We start from the raw sequence: 14,132 nt of genomic DNA, 5'->3' as shown, positions 1-14,132 counted from the left end.
AAGGCCGCGAATTGAGGGTTCCATGAACCACGGTCACGACCTTTTGAACCAACCCATCCCCGGCCTGATCCGCAAGATCGCCCTGCCGACCAGCGTGGGTTACTTCTTCAACACCATGTTCAACGTGGTGGACACCTTCTACGGCGGCAGGATCTCCACGGACGCCCTCGCTGCCATGTCGCTCTCCTTCCCGGTCTTCTTCCTGATCATCGCCATCGGGGCGGGCATCTCCACCGGTGCCACCTCGCTCATCGGACACGCCCTCGGAGCGGGAGACCGCGATGGAGCGCGCCACCTCGCCGGCCAGACGCTCTCCTTCGGCCTGCTGCACGGGCTCCTGCTCACGGCGGTGGGGCTTGCCGGGGCACCCTTCCTCTTCGGGCTGCTGGGGGCCTACGGCACCGTCCTGGAGTTGGCCATGCAGTACATGGGGTGCATCTTCACCGGCAGCATCTTCTTCCTGGTCAACTACGTGCTGAACGCCATCCTGAACGCGACCGGCGACAGCCGCAGCTTCCGCAACTACCTGGTGCTCGGTTTCTTCCTGAACCTGGCCTTCGACCCCTGGTTCATGTACGGCGGCCTCGGCATCCCCCCCATGGGGCTCGCCGGCATCGCCTGGGCCACCGTTCTCGTGCAGGCGATCGGCAACTGCTACATGCTGATGCGGGTCAGGCAGTCCGGCATGCTCAGGCATTTCCGCTTGCTCGAACTGGTTCCGGATCGGCACGCCTACTACCAGCTCGCCAAGCTGGGCTTTCCTTCCAGCCTGAACATGATGACCGTCGCCATCGGCATCTTTGTCATCACCCGCTTCGTGGCCCGCTTCGGCAGCGACGCGGTAGCCGCCTACGGCATCGGCACTCGCATTGAGCAGATCGCGCTCCTCCCGGTCATGGGTATGAACGTGGCAACCCTGGCGCTGGTGGCGCAAAACAGCGGCGCACGGCAGATGGAGCGCGTGGTGCAGACCATACGCACCTCGCTGCGGGCCGGCATGATGCTGATGAGCTTCGGCACCGCCGCCGTCTTTCTCGCCGCCCGCCCGCTGATGTCCCTGTTCACCAAGGATCCGGTGGTCGTCGAAATCGGCGTGCACTACCTGCACATCGAGGCCTTCGTCTTCACCGCCTACGTCATCCTCTACACCAGCGTCTCGGTCCTGCAGGGGCTCAAACGTCCCGTCTTCCCGCTGGTGATCGGTCTCGTGCGGCAGATCGTGTTGCCGATCCCGGTCTTCTACCTCCTCTCCGACCTGCTTGGATGGGGGCTCACCGGCATCTGGTGCGGCATCCTGCTGGTCACCTGGGGCGCCGCCTGCGTCATCCTGCTCTATGTCCTGCGTCTCGCAACCACGATGGACGGCTCCGCCGTGGCGGTGCAAGAGGCGGGAGAGCAAGGGCGCTGATCTCCATCCCCGAAGGACGCTGCAATTTTTTCCCCTGCCCGGCCGCCGGCGCAGACGTGCTGCCCATAGTACGCTAGAATTTCCTGTCGTCGCCAAACAGTTGCCGTCGCGGAGTCGATCCGCCATGGGTGATCGTCATGGATCTCGAGCATCTGTGCAGGGGAATAAAGGAAAGGGTCGCGCTGGAACTGCGGGAAAGCACGGATTCCAGCGCCAGGCAGGAACTGCTGATCGCGGCGCTTAGCGACGTGGAGCGGATCGTCTTCCCGGCCCTGGGGCAGGCAGAGGGGATGCCGGGCTATGGCCGCCTGCAGGATTGGGTCATGGACCTGGTCAGTTCCATCGCCATCCCGTTGATCAAGGAGGGAGACCACCGCGGGGGAGCCGCGCTTGCCCAGCTTGCCGACGCCTGTCCCGATCCCCTGATCGGGAAGAAGCTCGCGGGATATGCCCAAAAGCTTTCACCCCGGCAGACGCTCCGGGACACAGAAGCGTCGCCGGGGCGAACCATCGCCGGGCTCGCGGGGATGCTGGCAGTGGCTGGCCTGATGTGGTACCTGCTCTGGCCCTATGGCGCGAGTGAGCAGACCCAGCTGGCGCAGGCGCAGCAGATGGCGGAAGAGGCGGAGCCAAGGAGGCAAGCGGAGCACCGCGAGCCGCTGCAGCCACGTGCCACGCAGGAATGGGAAGACGAGCAAAGGGGCACGGAGCAGCTTTCCCCGCGCCAGGAGCGGGCGGCCCCGGCCCTGGCGACGGTGCCAAGCGGCGATGCGGTCACCAAGGTGCGCGTGGTCGACAACCAGGTGCTGGTTCCGGTGACCGTCAAGCATGGCGGTCAGGCGATCAGGCTGGAGCTGGTTCTCGATACCGGCGCAACCAGGACCGCCTTGCACGAAAGTGTTGCCAGCAGGCTCCCGATTGATTTACGCTCTGCCGCGAACGCGCAGGCCGAGTTGGCCGACGGCAGGGTGGTCCGCTCCAAGATCGTCCGCGTTGACGCGGTGAGCGTCGGCCCTTACGCCCACGCCTCGATGGATGTCGAACTGATCGCCTACAGCGGCAGCGTCGGGATGCACGACGGCCTCCTGGGGATGGATTTCCTGCGCAAGCACCGCTACCAGATCGATATGGAACATGAAATGATCCGCTGGTTCTGATGGACCGCGGTTGGAGGGGAAGTGAATCAAAGAAGTTTCGGTAGCGGTGCGGCTTTGTCGCGAAGGGCTCGGGGCGGGGTGCTCGCGGCATGACGGGTAATCTGAAATCGGTATATCTGAAGCTGGTGCTGACCACCTTTTTCTGGGGCGGCACCTTCGTCGCGGCGCGTCTGGCGGTAAAAGAGGCGCCTCCTTTCTTCGCGGCCACCTGCCGCTTCTCCATAGCCGGCACCTGCCTGGTCGCCCTCACCGCCTGGTACGCCCGCAGAGAAGGCACGTCCTTCCCCGTGCCGAAGGGGCTGCGGGAGCTCGCCCTCCTCTTCAGCCTCGGCGTCACCGGCATCTTCTGCTACAACGCGGTTTTCTTCACCGGCCTCAAGCTGACCACCGCCACCAGCGGGGCGCTCATCGTCGCCATCAACCCTCTTCTCACCGCGGTGCTCTCCGCGCTCTGGCTTAGGGAGCGGGTCACCCTGACGCAAGGCCTCGGGCTCCTGATCTCGCTCCTCGGGGTGTCGGTGGTCATCTCCAAAGGATCCTGGGCGGTCCTCGCCGGCTTCGCCTTCAACAAGGGGGACGTGATCATGCTGGGCGCACCGCTTTGCTGGGCGCTTTATTCCATCCTGGGCAAGAAGGCCCTGGCAACCTTCACGCCGCTGGCCGCCACCGCCTACGCGGCACTCTTCGGCGCCATGCTGCTCTTGCCTGCGGCGCTGCTGGAGCACGCTGTACTGGGCGGCCCCTGGCCCGCGTTCAGCTGGGTAGGGTGGCTCGCCATCCTGCAACTGGCCCTTTTAGGGACGGTGGTGGGGTTTGTCTGGTGGTACCAGGGGGTAGGGCGGATCGGCGCCTCGCGCGCGGCGGTTTTCGTCAACCTGGTCCCGTTGTTCGGGGCGTTGCAGGCGGCGCTGCTCTTAGGGGAGCGGGTGGTGCTGCCGCAGCTGTGCGGAGGATTATTGGTGGTAGCGGGAGTCTACTGGGGAAGTCGCGGTAACGCCAGGCATCAGGCGGTGCCGGCGCTCCGGAAACCGGAGGGACGTGGGCCGGAGCGGAACGGGGCAGAGGGCGAGGCGTTCCCGGAACGGTGGGAGATAAGGCCATGACCAGGTTGCTGCGAACGGTCGCGCTGATCTGGCACGCGCTGCATCCGGCACAAGGCGGTGCACCCCAGCCGGTCGAGCCTGGTGGGGTGCGTGAGTGCGAGCCGGCGGATATCAGGGGGGGGATGGGGCTCTACCTGGACGCCGCGGGGGAGTTGCGGCTCTTCATCCCGAACTGCCGGGGGCTCGCGGCCCCCGTGGTGCTGTTCCGGTTGAAGCGGGAAGGTTTCTCGCGCTGCAGCGTCAGGATGGTCGAAGGAGGACTCCTGATCCAGGCGCGGCGCTGACTCTAGCCGATCTTGCCGATCTCGAAACCGATCTGGTCCAGCGGCAGCACCACGTCGGCGACCTTGCCGTCGATGCAGGCGCGCGGCATGCCGTAGATGGTGGAGGTCGCCTCGTTCTGCACCAGGGTGAGCCCCCCCTTTTCCTTCAGGTGCTTCATCCCCTTGAACCCGTCGTTCCCCATCCCGGTCAGGATGACCCCCAGCATGGCGCCGTTACTGGCGTCGGCCATGGAGGTGATCATCTGGTCCACCGAAGGGATGTAGATGTACTGGGGGAAGTCGCTGGTCGGCTGGACGCGCACCACGACGTTGCTCCCCTGTTTCACCAGGGTGGTGTGCATCCCCCCCGGAGCGATCAGCACCTGCCCCCCCTTGACGATGTCCCCGTCGACCGCTTCCCTGATCGATAACGAACACTTGGCGTTGAGCCTTTCGGCGTAGGGGCCGGTGAAGGCCTTGGGCATGTGGATGGCCACCACGATGCCGTGCGGGAAATTGACCGGGATGCGCGAGAGCACTTCCTGGAGCGCCACGGGACCGCCGGTGGAGGCGCCGATGCCGACGTAGCCGACGCGACGGTTGGCGAACTGGGAAGGACGCACCTGGGGCGCAGGCGCCACGCGCGGCGCAATCCCGAGGCCGGCGCGCCTGGGTATGGCGGAGACCGAAGCCTCGCGTACCTTCTCGAGGAGCGCCGCCTGGAACATGGCCTGGGCGTCCTTGCAGTCGCTGACGTTTTTCGGGACGTAGTCGATGGCGCCCGCCTCGAGCGCCTCGAAGGTGGCGCGCGCCCCCTCGCAGGTGAGGGTCGAGACCATGAGCACCCGGGTGGGCTGCTTGGCCATGATCTGCTTCAGCGCGGCGATGCCGTCCATGCGCGGCATCTCGACATCCATGGTGATCAGGTCCGGCTTGAGCGCCAGGGCCTTTTCCACCCCCTCCATGCCGTCGGCCGCGATGCCGACGATCTCCACGCCGGGGGCCTTGGTGAGGATGCCGCGGATCGCCATCCTCATGAAGGAGGAGTCGTCGACGATCAGTACCTTCAGTTTGCTCGAGGTTGCGGGGATCATGACGGTTCTTTGGCTCCTATGCCTTGGAAGATCGATTTGACCATGTCCTGGATCTCGGGGACGCGGTCGTCCAGTTCGTAGCAGAAGCGCTCCACGTCGAGGTCGGCGAGGTTGGGCGCGTAGGACCTGAGGATGGCCCAGGCCTTCTCCTCGGCGAGGTTGAAGGTGACCCAGGAGCTCCCGCCGTAGTCGAGTTGGCGCACGGAGCAGAACAGGTCGGCCAGGTTGACGATGGCGCAGAGCGTCGGGTCGAGGACCGCCTGCTCGGGGTCGTGGTGCAGCCCGATCACCTCGCAGTAGTCGGCCGGGAAGTTCCACTTGCGGGCGATGCAGAGGCCGATCTCGCTGTGCGAGGTGCCCAGGTACTCGGCCTCCTTTTCCACCAGCCGGAAGGGTTGTCCCTTCACCGACTCGAGCAGGGCGCGGAAGGCGTCCTGGCGGTAGTAGGAGAGGAACACCTCGCCGATGTCGTGCACGATCCCGACCAGGTAGGCCTTTTCCGTGTCGGGGTAGCGCACCCGCTGGGCGATGATCTTGGAGACCACGCCGACGCCGAAGGAGTGCTCCCAGAAAGTCCTGACGTCGAAGATGCCGTCCCGCCCCTCGAAGACGTCGACGAAGGAGCAGGTGAAGGCCAGCTCGCGGATGTGGCGGAAGCCCAGGTAGATCAGGGCCCTTTTCACGGACTTTATCTCGTTGGCCGGCTTGTACAGCGGCGAGTTGACCATCTTGATGACCCGGGCCGCCAGGACCTGGTCGGCGAGAATCATGTCGGCCACCTCGTCCAGTTCGACGCCGGGGCGGTCCAGAAGCTCGATCACCCGGGTGGCCACGTGCGGGATGGTGGGAAGGTCAACGAAGCTCTCGACCATCTCCTGGGCAGTCTGCATCATGGCTGCTTTATCCATTGCATCGTCCTCACTTGTTGTAGGTGAACCCGCCGGGGAAGTGCACGGTCTTGAATTTATCGTTCACCCCATGCAGCGACTCGGACTGCCCCACGAAGAAGTAGCCATACGGCTGCAGGTTGTTGTAGAAGTGCTGCACTACCTTGCTTTTCGAGGAGGTGTCGAAGTAGATGAGCACGTTGGCGCAGAAGATGAAGTCGAAGCTCTTCATGAAGAGCATCTTGTTGTCGTCGTAGAGGTTCAACTGGTTGAAGGTGGCCAGTTTCTTGACCTCGGGGGAAAGCACGAACCGCCCCGGGGCCTCCTCCTTGAAATACTTCTTGAGGTAGTAGTCCGGGGTGTTGCGCACCGAGTAGCTGTTGTAGACCCCCTCGCGCGCCTGGGCCAGCACGGTCTCGTTGATGTCGGTCCCGATGATCTCGATGATCCAGTCCTTCAGGAGCGTGGCGCGCTTCTCCAGGAGGATCATGGCCATGGTATAGGCCTCTTCCCCGGACGAGGAACCGGCGCTCCAGATGCGCAGCTTCTTGAAGCCGATCTTTCCCTTGGTGCCGATGATCTCCGGGAGGAACTTGTTCTCCAGCGCGTTCAGCTGGGGCATGTTCCTGAAGAAGCAGGTCTCGTTGGTGGTTATCTCGTCGAGGAGCTTGGTCAATTCGGTCCTGCCGGTGGCCGGGCTGCGCACGAACTGGTAGTAGTCCGCGTGGGTCTTGCAGCCGGTCCCTTCCATCCTGCGCGCCAGGCGGCTTTCCAGGAAGTACTTCTTGCTGCTGTGGAAGTAGATGCCGCAGACGTTGTATATATAGTCCCGAAGCTGCTCGAAATCCTTGTCGGAAATCTTCGGGGCGCTTTTAGCGTCAAATGGTTTCATGTCTAATGCCATTATCGTCCCCTCAGGCTGCCCCACCGACCAGTCCGATCGGATCCACAATTAACGCCACCCTGCCGTCTCCCATGATCGTAGAACCGCCGATCCCCGGGAGGTTGGACAGGAACTTGCCCAGCGACTTGATGGCAACCTCCTGTTGCCCGAGCAGCCTGGTGACGATCAGGCCGATCCTCTTCTCCGCAACCCCCACGATGACCACGTAGCAGGTGTCACGGTCGGTGTAGACTTCCTGGCAGCCGAAGGTCTGCTGCAGCCTGAGCAGCGGAAGCACCGAGTCTCTCAGTTTCAGCACCTCCTGCCCGCCGATCATGTGGAATTCCTTCTTGCTGACGCGCATGGTCTCGATGACCGATGCCAGCGGGATCGAGTAGACCTCCTTCTCGACCTCGACCAGGAGCGACTGGATGATGGCCAGGGTGAGCGGCAACTTCAGGATGAACTCGCTGCCCTGCCCCACCTCGTTCTTGATCTCGATGATGCCGTTGAGCTTCCTGATGTTGGTGCGCACCACGTCCATGCCGACGCCGCGGCCGGAGAGGTCGGTGGTCTGCTCCTTGGTGGAGAAGCCGGGGAGGAAGATCAGGTCGAGGATTTCGCGGGTCCCCATGGCGGCGACCTGCTCGTCGGTGACCAGCCCCTTGTCCAGCGCCTTCTTGGCGATCTTGTCCGGGTCGATGCCCCGGCCGTTGTCCTTGATGCTGATGACGATCTGGTTCCCCTCGTGGGCGGCGGAGAGTACCACGGTGCCGGTCCGGTCCTTGCCGGCGGCCAGGCGCTGCTCAGGGGTCTCCAGGCCGTGGTCCAGGGCGTTCCTGATCAGGTGGATCAACGGATCGCCGATCTCGTCGACGACGGAGCGGTCAAGTTCCGTCTCCTCGCCGTAGATGACCAGGTCGACCTCCTTGCCGAGGTCGCGCGCCAGGTTCCTGACGATGCGCGGGAACTTCTTGAATACCTTCTCCACCGGGAGCATGCGCATCTTGAGGACCTGCATCTGCAGTTCCGAGGTGACGAAGTTGAGCCGCTTGGAGAGCTTGCCGAAATCGTCGCCGAAGTCGGCGGGGCTCAGGCCGGCCTGGTAGTCGCTGTGCAGCTGGATCATGCGGTTACGCTCCAGCACCAGCTCGCCGACCTGGTTCATCAGGTCGTCGAGGCGCTTCACGTCCACCCTGACCGTCGAGTTGTCGGCGAGGTCCTCGCCGCCACCCTTGGCCGGGGCCTTTTGCGGTTCCTTCACCGGCTGGGGCTTGGGCTGCGGCGCGGGTGCCACCTGCTGGGAGGGCGCGGGCTCTGACTTGGCCTCTGCCTTGGCCTCCTGGGGGGTGGCGGGCGCTGCTTGGGCCTCGGCAGCAGCGGCTTCCGCCGGCGCTTGCGCAGGGGCGGCCGCCTTCTCCTCCTTGGGGGCGAAGACGGGAGCGAGCACGGTCGCTTCCACCGCGTTCTCGGAGAGGAACGGGATCAGCTTGGCTATGGTCCCCTCCAGGTCCCTCTCGACGATATCGCCCCCCTTGATGTCGGCCACCAGGGTCTTCACGAGGTCGACCGCCTCGAGGATCACGTCCATGATCTCCGGGGTGAGCGTCAGTTCCACCTTGCGCAGGCGGTTCAGGACGTCCTCGGTCTTGTGCGTGACCTTGACGAGCATGTCGAAGCCCAGGAAGCTGGAAGCCCCCTTGACCGTATGGATGGACCGGAAGATCCGGTTCATGAGGTCGGCGTCTTCCGGGCTCTTTTCAAGAGAGATCAGGTCGTCGTCAAGTTTTTCCAGGAGCTCGGTGGTCTCGGCTAGAAAGCCGTCCAATAGCTCCTGATCTTCGCAGTCTATGGCCATGTTGTGCTCCGGAAAGGGGGACCGTTTCCCCCTGTTGGTGCCTTACGCTACGTTGCTGAACAGCCTTCTTTCGTCGGCGGAGAACATCTTCTCCAGGTCAAGCAGGACCAGAAGCCGTTCGGCCTGGTTGATGACGCCGGCCATGCACTCCTGCTCGATGCCGCTGGAGACCACCGGGGGGGGCGGCTGGATTTCCTTCTCGGAGATGCGGATCACCTCGGACACCTCGTCGACGATGAACCCCATCAGCTCGCCCACCACCTCCATCACCATGATGCGGGTCCGCTTGTCGTATTCGGCGTCCATCAGGTCGAACTTCTTGCGCAGGTTGATGATCGGTATCACCTTGCCGCGCAGGTTGATGACCCCCTCGACGTAGTGGGGGGTGTTGGGCACCCGGGTGATGTTGAGCATCCGGATGATCTCGCGCACCATCAGAACGTTGATGCCGTACTCTTCTTTCTCGAGGTTGAAGCTGACCAGCTGGATCAACTCCCCCCCGTACTCTTCGCTCTTTACCTTGGCGAGTGCGGTCTCCATGGACCCTCCCTCTACGGTGTAATCGGGGCCGACGCGTCGCGCCAGCCCTATTGCTCCCTAATCGGCGGGGTAGCACAAAGGTTGAATATTTTTTTCCTCTAACGCAAGATCCCGGCCAGCGTGCGAAATGCCGCTCAGGGCGGCTCGAGACCCCGCGGCGGGGGTGGTTTCGGTGGGGCGGGCAAAAAATTGACAGGCTTCATATTTAGGTCAAGTCATTTAATTGACATTACCGAAATAACTCGCTATAGTTTCGGACGTTGACCGTTTTTGTATCGGCTGAAATCTCAGCAACTTTAACCGAAATCGGGGAAACGATGGAAACGCCGAAAATACTGATCGCAGACGATGACAAGAAGACGCGGGACTTCGTGGCCGCCTTCCTGAGCTACAAAGGGTATCAGGTCTACCAGGCCTTCGACGGGCAGGACGCCCTGCAGAAGATCGAGATGCACGACGTGCAGATGGTCATCACCGATATCATGATGCCGCGGGTGAACGGTCTGGAGTTCATTCGGCAGCTCAAGTCGCTCCGCCCGGAGATAGTCACCATAGCCTACAGCGCCTTCGCCAACAACGAGATGACCGCCAATCTCCTGAAGGCGGGGGCGTTCTTCTATCTGGAAAAACCCTTCAACCTCGAAGAGCTGGAAACCCACGTCAAGCGTGGCCTGGAGCACCAGGCGCTGCAGAGCAAGAGTTTCCGGTCCAAGCCTTGCATAAAGAACAGGGCGCTTTTGAACAACATCATCGGGGAAAGCGAAAAGATGCTTTCGCTTTTCGAGATGATCGAGAAGGTGGCCACCTCCGACTCCACCGTGCTGATCCAGGGTGAGTCAGGGACCGGCAAGGAGCTGGTGGCGCGCGCCATCCACGACCTCTCCAACCGTTCCGAGAAGAACTTCGTGGCGCTCAACTGCGCGGCCATTCCGGACGAGCTTTTGGAAAGCGAGCTCTTCGGCCACGTCAAGGGCTCCTTCACCGGCGCCGTTGCCACCCGCGTCGGGCGCTTCGAGATGGCAGACAAGGGGACCCTCTTCCTCGACGAGATCGGGGACATGAAGGCGAACCTGCAGGTGAAACTCCTGCGCGTGCTGCAGAGCCGGGAGTTGGAGCCGGTTGGTTCCACCCGCTCCAAGAAGGTCGACGTCAGGATCATCGCCGCCACCAACCAGAACCTGGACGGGATGGTGGCTTCCAAGGAGTTCCGCGAGGACCTGTATTACCGGCTGTCCGTGATCCCGATCATGCTCCCCCCCCTGCGCGAGCGCGGGGCGGACATTCCGCTGCTCTTGAACAGCTTTCTGGAGAAGTTCAACCGGAGCAAGCAGCGCAAGGTCCAGGGGTTTGACAAGCAGGTCATGGAGGTGCTGGGAGGCTACGACTGGCCCGGCAACGTGCGCGAGCTGGAGAACCTGGTGGAGCGCCTGGTGATCATCAAGGGGAGCGGCGTGATCAACATCCACGACCTTCCCGAGAAGTACCGCGGCGGCCGCAGCACCCCGGTGGTGCACGGCGAGCACATGATCAACCTTCCCGACGACGGTTTCTGCCTGAACAGCGCCGTGGAGGAGTTCGAGAACCGGCTGATCATGCAGGCCCTCGAGAAAAGCGGCGGCAACAAGAAAGAGGCCGCCGAGCTTCTGAACCTGAAGCGGACCACGCTCATCGAGAAGTTGAAGAAGAAGAAACTGGTTTACGGGGAGACTACGCTTTCCCCGTAGAGGGGAGGTATATGTCGATCAATCCGATAACCATGGCACCCGGGAGCGTCGAAGGGGTCAAGAAAAACGCTCCCTCCTCCGGTGCGCCGGCAGTGCCCTTCCAGGAGATGCTGGATAAAGGCGGCGCACGCATCCAGGTGACGCCGCAGGCCGCGGCCGAGGCGCTGAGGCTGAAGATGCTCAGTTCCGCGCTGGCAATCGGTGGTGGTGACGCGGCCGCGTCGCCGGCGTCCAATCCCAGTGTCAATGTGCAGGGCCTGTTGAACCGGTTTCTCGAGCAGCTCCCGTCCGGGGGGAGCGCGGTGGCCGAAACACGCGAAGCTGCGGCTGACCAAGGGGTCGAGGCCGCCTTCCAGGCGCAGCAGGCGCATTTCCAGGCCGGCCAACTGCCGACGGTCCCGGGAGTTGCCGACGACGGCAGTACCGACGCCATCATCCAGCGGGCCAGCCAGCGTTACGGCGTGGACAGCGGGTTGATCAGGGCCGTCATCAAGGCCGAGAGCAATTTCAACCCGAATGCCGTGAGTTCCGCCGGCGCCCAGGGCTTGATGCAGTTGATGCCCGCCACCGCGCGCGGGCTTGGCGTCACCGATTCCTTCGATCCCGAGCAGAACATCATGGCCGGCACCAGGTTTTTGAAGGACATGTTGCGGCGTTACAACGGCAACGTCGACGAGGCATTGGCCGCCTACAACTGGGGCCCGGGCAACGTCGACCGTCACGGCACCGACGTTCTCCCCCGCGAGACCAGGAGTTATCTGGCCAAGGTCAAAGGTTACTACGCCCAGTACCTGGCGTAGAGGCAGGTACTGGTCAAGGTTGAGCACCCCAGAAAACAAAAGCCTCCGCACCAAAAGGTGCGGAGGCTTTTCAATTGTGGTTCTTCGCGGTAGCCCGTCCACCGGGTCCCCTGAGTCCACCGGGTCCCCTGAGTCCACCGGGTCCCCTGAGTCCACCGGGTCCCCTGAGTCCACCGGGTCCCCTGAGTCCACCGGGTCCCCTGAGTCCACTTTTGTCCACCGGGTCCACAAAAAGTCGTTCCCTCGGCCGTTGTCGCCGCCGTGTGGACCGGCGCCCTTCGGGCGCCTTCCCCCAGTTATTCCCTCACATAAATGTTCTGATCCGAGCTGTGCACCATGGTCATGATGCGCATGTACTCGTCCTCGATCATGTCGTAGTGCCCCTGGGTCTCCCTGATCACCGTCTCGAAGACGCGGCGCACCAGCGGGTCCACAACGTCTTTCACCAGGATGGTGTAGAAGTCGATGCAGGCCTTCTCCTCTTTGAGGGCGATCTCCAGCGCCTTCTGTTCGTGGCTCTCGGCGGCGATGGCCTGCTCGAGCGCCTGATGCGTGGCCGACTGCTTGTCCGGTGGCGACGCCAGGTAGCTGTCGATGTCCCCCAGGTCGCCGCCGCGGTAATGGTCGAAGAAGGCGCGCAGGTGACCGGCCTCCTCGTTGGCCAAGAGGTCGAACACCTTTTTCGATCTCTCATCCCTGCTCACGGACCCCGCCCGACGGTAGAAGTCCATGCTCTCCTTCTCGGTCTTGATGGCCAGTTTGAGTGCTTCCTGCAGTGTGTACTCCTTGAACATGGCTGCACCTCCGTAACGGTTCAATGGGAATTGCCTGGCAAAGAGTATATCGAAGCCGGGAAGGAGGTCAAATAACTGAAATCGCAATGAAAACAGTCTAATGCGTCGGGTGGGATTCCAAGCACCGGTCGAGGTTGAAGAGCCGGACGGCGTTGTCGAAGGTGCTGCGGGCGAGGTCGTCCAGCGCGATCTCGCGGATGTCGGCCACACGGCGTGCCGTGGCCAGCAGATATGCCGGAACGTTGACGCTGCCCCGGTGCGGCTCCGGCGCCAGGTCGGGTGCGTCCGTCTCCAGCAGCAGCCGCTCCAGCGGAACCGCCTTGGCGACCTCCACCGGGCGACGGGCGTTGGCGTAGGTGACCGTTCCGGAGAGCGAGATGTGCAGCCCGAGCTTCAGGCAGATCTCGGCCGTCTCCACGCTCCCGGAGAAGGAGTGCATCACGCCGCCGGCGCGGGCGACGCCAACGTCGCGGAGCACGGCAACCAGGTCATCGAAGGCCTTGCGGCAATGGAGCAGTACCGGCAGCCCGGCCTCTACCGCGATCCGCAGCTGCGCCGCGAAAGCTTGCCGCTGCAGTTCCCGGGAAGGTGAGGGGAGCAGATAGTCGAGCCCGATCTCGCCTATGGCGCAGGCCGAAGCCGCATGGGTGGTCAAGGCGGACAGTGTCGAGGGGGTGACGAGGTCGGCGTGCATGGGGTGGACGCCGTAGGCGGGAAAGATGCGGGGATGGCTCGTGCAAAGCGACTGGATGCGCTGCCACGCGGAGGGATGCACCCCCGGTACCAGGAAGGCGGCGACACCGGCCGCCTCCGCCTCCGGGATGAGCGTGCCCAGTCGGGGCAGGAGCTGCGGGTCATCCAGGTGACAGTGGCTGTCAAAAAGCATGTGCTAGGCGGCTACGCCGGGGTGGTCCTTGAGTTCCTTGATGATTTCCACCTGGCGCTGAAAGATGTATTGAGAAATGCTCAGTTCCGCAGCGCGCGACGGCTCGATCTCGAAGACCAGCCGGAAGCCCTCCTCGAGATGGAACACTTTCAAGAGGGATGCCGTGACCGTGATCGATCCGGCGGGGATAGCGATCCTGAGCTCGCCCTTCTGGCTGACCGGCAGGCCCGGATCCCGCGCCACGTTGATGGACATGCCGGTGAGCGACATGTCGTGCAGGCGACCGTGCACCTGGTCCAGTTCCGGGGCGGCGAAGGTGGCATCGATGGCGGATCCGAGCTGGACCCGCACCGACATGCGCCGGTCGGCGCGCACCAGGGCGTAGCCCAGGTTCGACAGCACCACCCGCGACTTCTCCACGTTGACGTAGGTCGCCGTCGCGGCTACATCCCTGCGGAAATGGCTGCTTTTCAGGACCGTCACCTTTTCGTGGGCGATCACGACGGCCTGGATCTGGTTCACCTGCAGCTCGGCGTCGTGTTCCTCCACGGTGAGCACCTCGGCGCCGTAGCTTACGGGGACCTCACGGTAGAAGTTGAGCAGCCTCAGGTCGTTTTTCAGCTTCCCGGTTTTTATCGCAGCCAGGGTCGCGATGATCTCGGTCTGATCCTGTGCTTCGCCGGCAACTTGAAGGCGCTGATAGATGTCGTTCATGGACGGCCCACCGGAAAAAAA

At 63.2% G+C, this 14,132-nt stretch carries 14 protein-coding genes; 6 read left to right on the top strand and 8 right to left on the bottom strand.

What is annotated here, in order from left to right:
• The first annotated feature begins 22 nt into the window (after window positions 1-22).
• From KOL99_RS02135 to KOL99_RS02120, 4 genes are all read left to right on the top strand, one after another.
• A complete protein-coding gene (locus KOL99_RS02135) occupies window positions 23-1,408 on the top strand; it encodes an MATE family efflux transporter (protein WP_216508852.1) in 1,386 nt (461 codons plus the stop codon).
• Window positions 1,409-1,545: 137 nt separating this feature from the next.
• Entirely contained in the window at window positions 1,546-2,565 is a 1,020-nt protein-coding gene (locus KOL99_RS02130) for a retropepsin-like aspartic protease family protein (protein ID WP_216508851.1), read from the top strand.
• An 89-nt stretch (window positions 2,566-2,654) separates the two neighbouring features.
• Window positions 2,655-3,668, top strand: a complete 1,014-nt coding sequence (locus KOL99_RS02125) for a DMT family transporter (protein ID WP_216508850.1) — start codon at window positions 2,655-2,657, stop codon at window positions 3,666-3,668.
• Window positions 3,665-3,952 carry a hypothetical protein gene (locus KOL99_RS02120; protein WP_216508849.1) on the top strand — a complete coding sequence of 96 codons (288 nt, stop codon included), beginning with the start codon at window positions 3,665-3,667 and terminating at the stop codon, window positions 3,950-3,952. The genes KOL99_RS02125 and KOL99_RS02120 overlap by 4 nt, the downstream gene beginning before the upstream one ends.
• Window positions 3,953-3,954: 2 nt before the next feature.
• On the opposite strand, the gene KOL99_RS02115 is transcribed toward KOL99_RS02120, so the two are convergent.
• Genes KOL99_RS02115 through KOL99_RS02095 form a run of 5 tightly spaced genes read right to left on the bottom strand, consistent with a single transcriptional unit; the run spans window position 3,955 to window position 9,193 of the window.
• Window positions 3,955-5,025 carry a protein-glutamate methylesterase/protein-glutamine glutaminase gene (locus tag KOL99_RS02115; protein ID WP_216508848.1) on the bottom strand — a complete coding sequence of 357 codons (1,071 nt, stop codon included), beginning with the start codon at window positions 5,023-5,025 and terminating at the stop codon, window positions 3,955-3,957.
• Window positions 5,022-5,933 (bottom strand): HDOD domain-containing protein, encoded by a 912-nt coding sequence (locus KOL99_RS02110; protein ID WP_216508847.1) that lies wholly within the window; start codon window positions 5,931-5,933, stop codon window positions 5,022-5,024. The genes KOL99_RS02115 and KOL99_RS02110 overlap by 4 nt, the downstream gene beginning before the upstream one ends.
• 10 nt (window positions 5,934-5,943) lie before the next feature.
• The gene (locus KOL99_RS02105) at window positions 5,944-6,816 is read right to left on the bottom strand and encodes a CheR family methyltransferase (RefSeq protein WP_216508846.1); all 873 of its coding nucleotides are present in this window, start codon (window positions 6,814-6,816) and stop codon (window positions 5,944-5,946) included.
• Between the two features lie 10 nt (window positions 6,817-6,826).
• Window positions 6,827-8,653, bottom strand: coding sequence for a chemotaxis protein CheA (locus tag KOL99_RS02100; protein ID WP_216508845.1), 1,827 nt, complete (start codon window positions 8,651-8,653; stop codon window positions 6,827-6,829).
• A 42-nt stretch (window positions 8,654-8,695) separates the two neighbouring features.
• Window positions 8,696-9,193 (bottom strand): chemotaxis protein CheW, encoded by a 498-nt coding sequence (locus KOL99_RS02095; protein WP_216508844.1) that lies wholly within the window; start codon window positions 9,191-9,193, stop codon window positions 8,696-8,698.
• Between the two features lie 317 nt (window positions 9,194-9,510).
• Here KOL99_RS02095 and KOL99_RS02090 point away from each other — a divergent pair, with 317 nt between their 5' ends.
• Window positions 9,511-10,917 carry a sigma-54-dependent transcriptional regulator gene (locus KOL99_RS02090; RefSeq protein ID WP_216508843.1) on the top strand — a complete coding sequence of 469 codons (1,407 nt, stop codon included), beginning with the start codon at window positions 9,511-9,513 and terminating at the stop codon, window positions 10,915-10,917.
• 11 nt (window positions 10,918-10,928) lie between these two features.
• On the top strand, window positions 10,929-11,717 hold the full coding sequence (locus KOL99_RS02085; RefSeq protein ID WP_216508842.1) for a lytic transglycosylase domain-containing protein: 789 nt from the start codon (window positions 10,929-10,931) through the stop codon (window positions 11,715-11,717).
• Window positions 11,718-12,013: 296 nt separating this feature from the next.
• Here the strand turns inward: KOL99_RS02085 and KOL99_RS02080 are convergent, their stop codons facing one another.
• The 3 genes from KOL99_RS02080 to KOL99_RS02070 all read right to left on the bottom strand — a co-directional run bounded on the left by KOL99_RS02080 (window position 12,014) and on the right by KOL99_RS02070 (window position 14,111).
• On the bottom strand, window positions 12,014-12,511 hold the full coding sequence (locus KOL99_RS02080) for a ferritin-like domain-containing protein (protein ID WP_216508841.1): 498 nt from the start codon (window positions 12,509-12,511) through the stop codon (window positions 12,014-12,016).
• A gap of 97 nt (window positions 12,512-12,608) precedes the next feature.
• Window positions 12,609-13,397: a TatD family hydrolase gene (locus KOL99_RS02075; protein WP_216508840.1), complete on the bottom strand. Its 789-nt coding sequence runs from the start codon at window positions 13,395-13,397 to the stop codon at window positions 12,609-12,611.
• Between the two features lie 3 nt (window positions 13,398-13,400).
• Window positions 13,401-14,111, bottom strand: coding sequence for a PilZ domain-containing protein (locus KOL99_RS02070; protein ID WP_216508839.1), 711 nt, complete (start codon window positions 14,109-14,111; stop codon window positions 13,401-13,403).
• Window positions 14,112-14,132: the final 21 nt, after the last annotated feature.

This window comes from Geomonas azotofigens, from assembly GCF_018919395.1.
Classification (GTDB): domain Bacteria; phylum Desulfobacterota; class Desulfuromonadia; order Geobacterales; family Geobacteraceae; genus Geomonas; species Geomonas azotofigens.
Note: the sequence above shows the minus strand (reverse complement) of the source record. Positions and strands in the feature narration are given on the sequence as shown.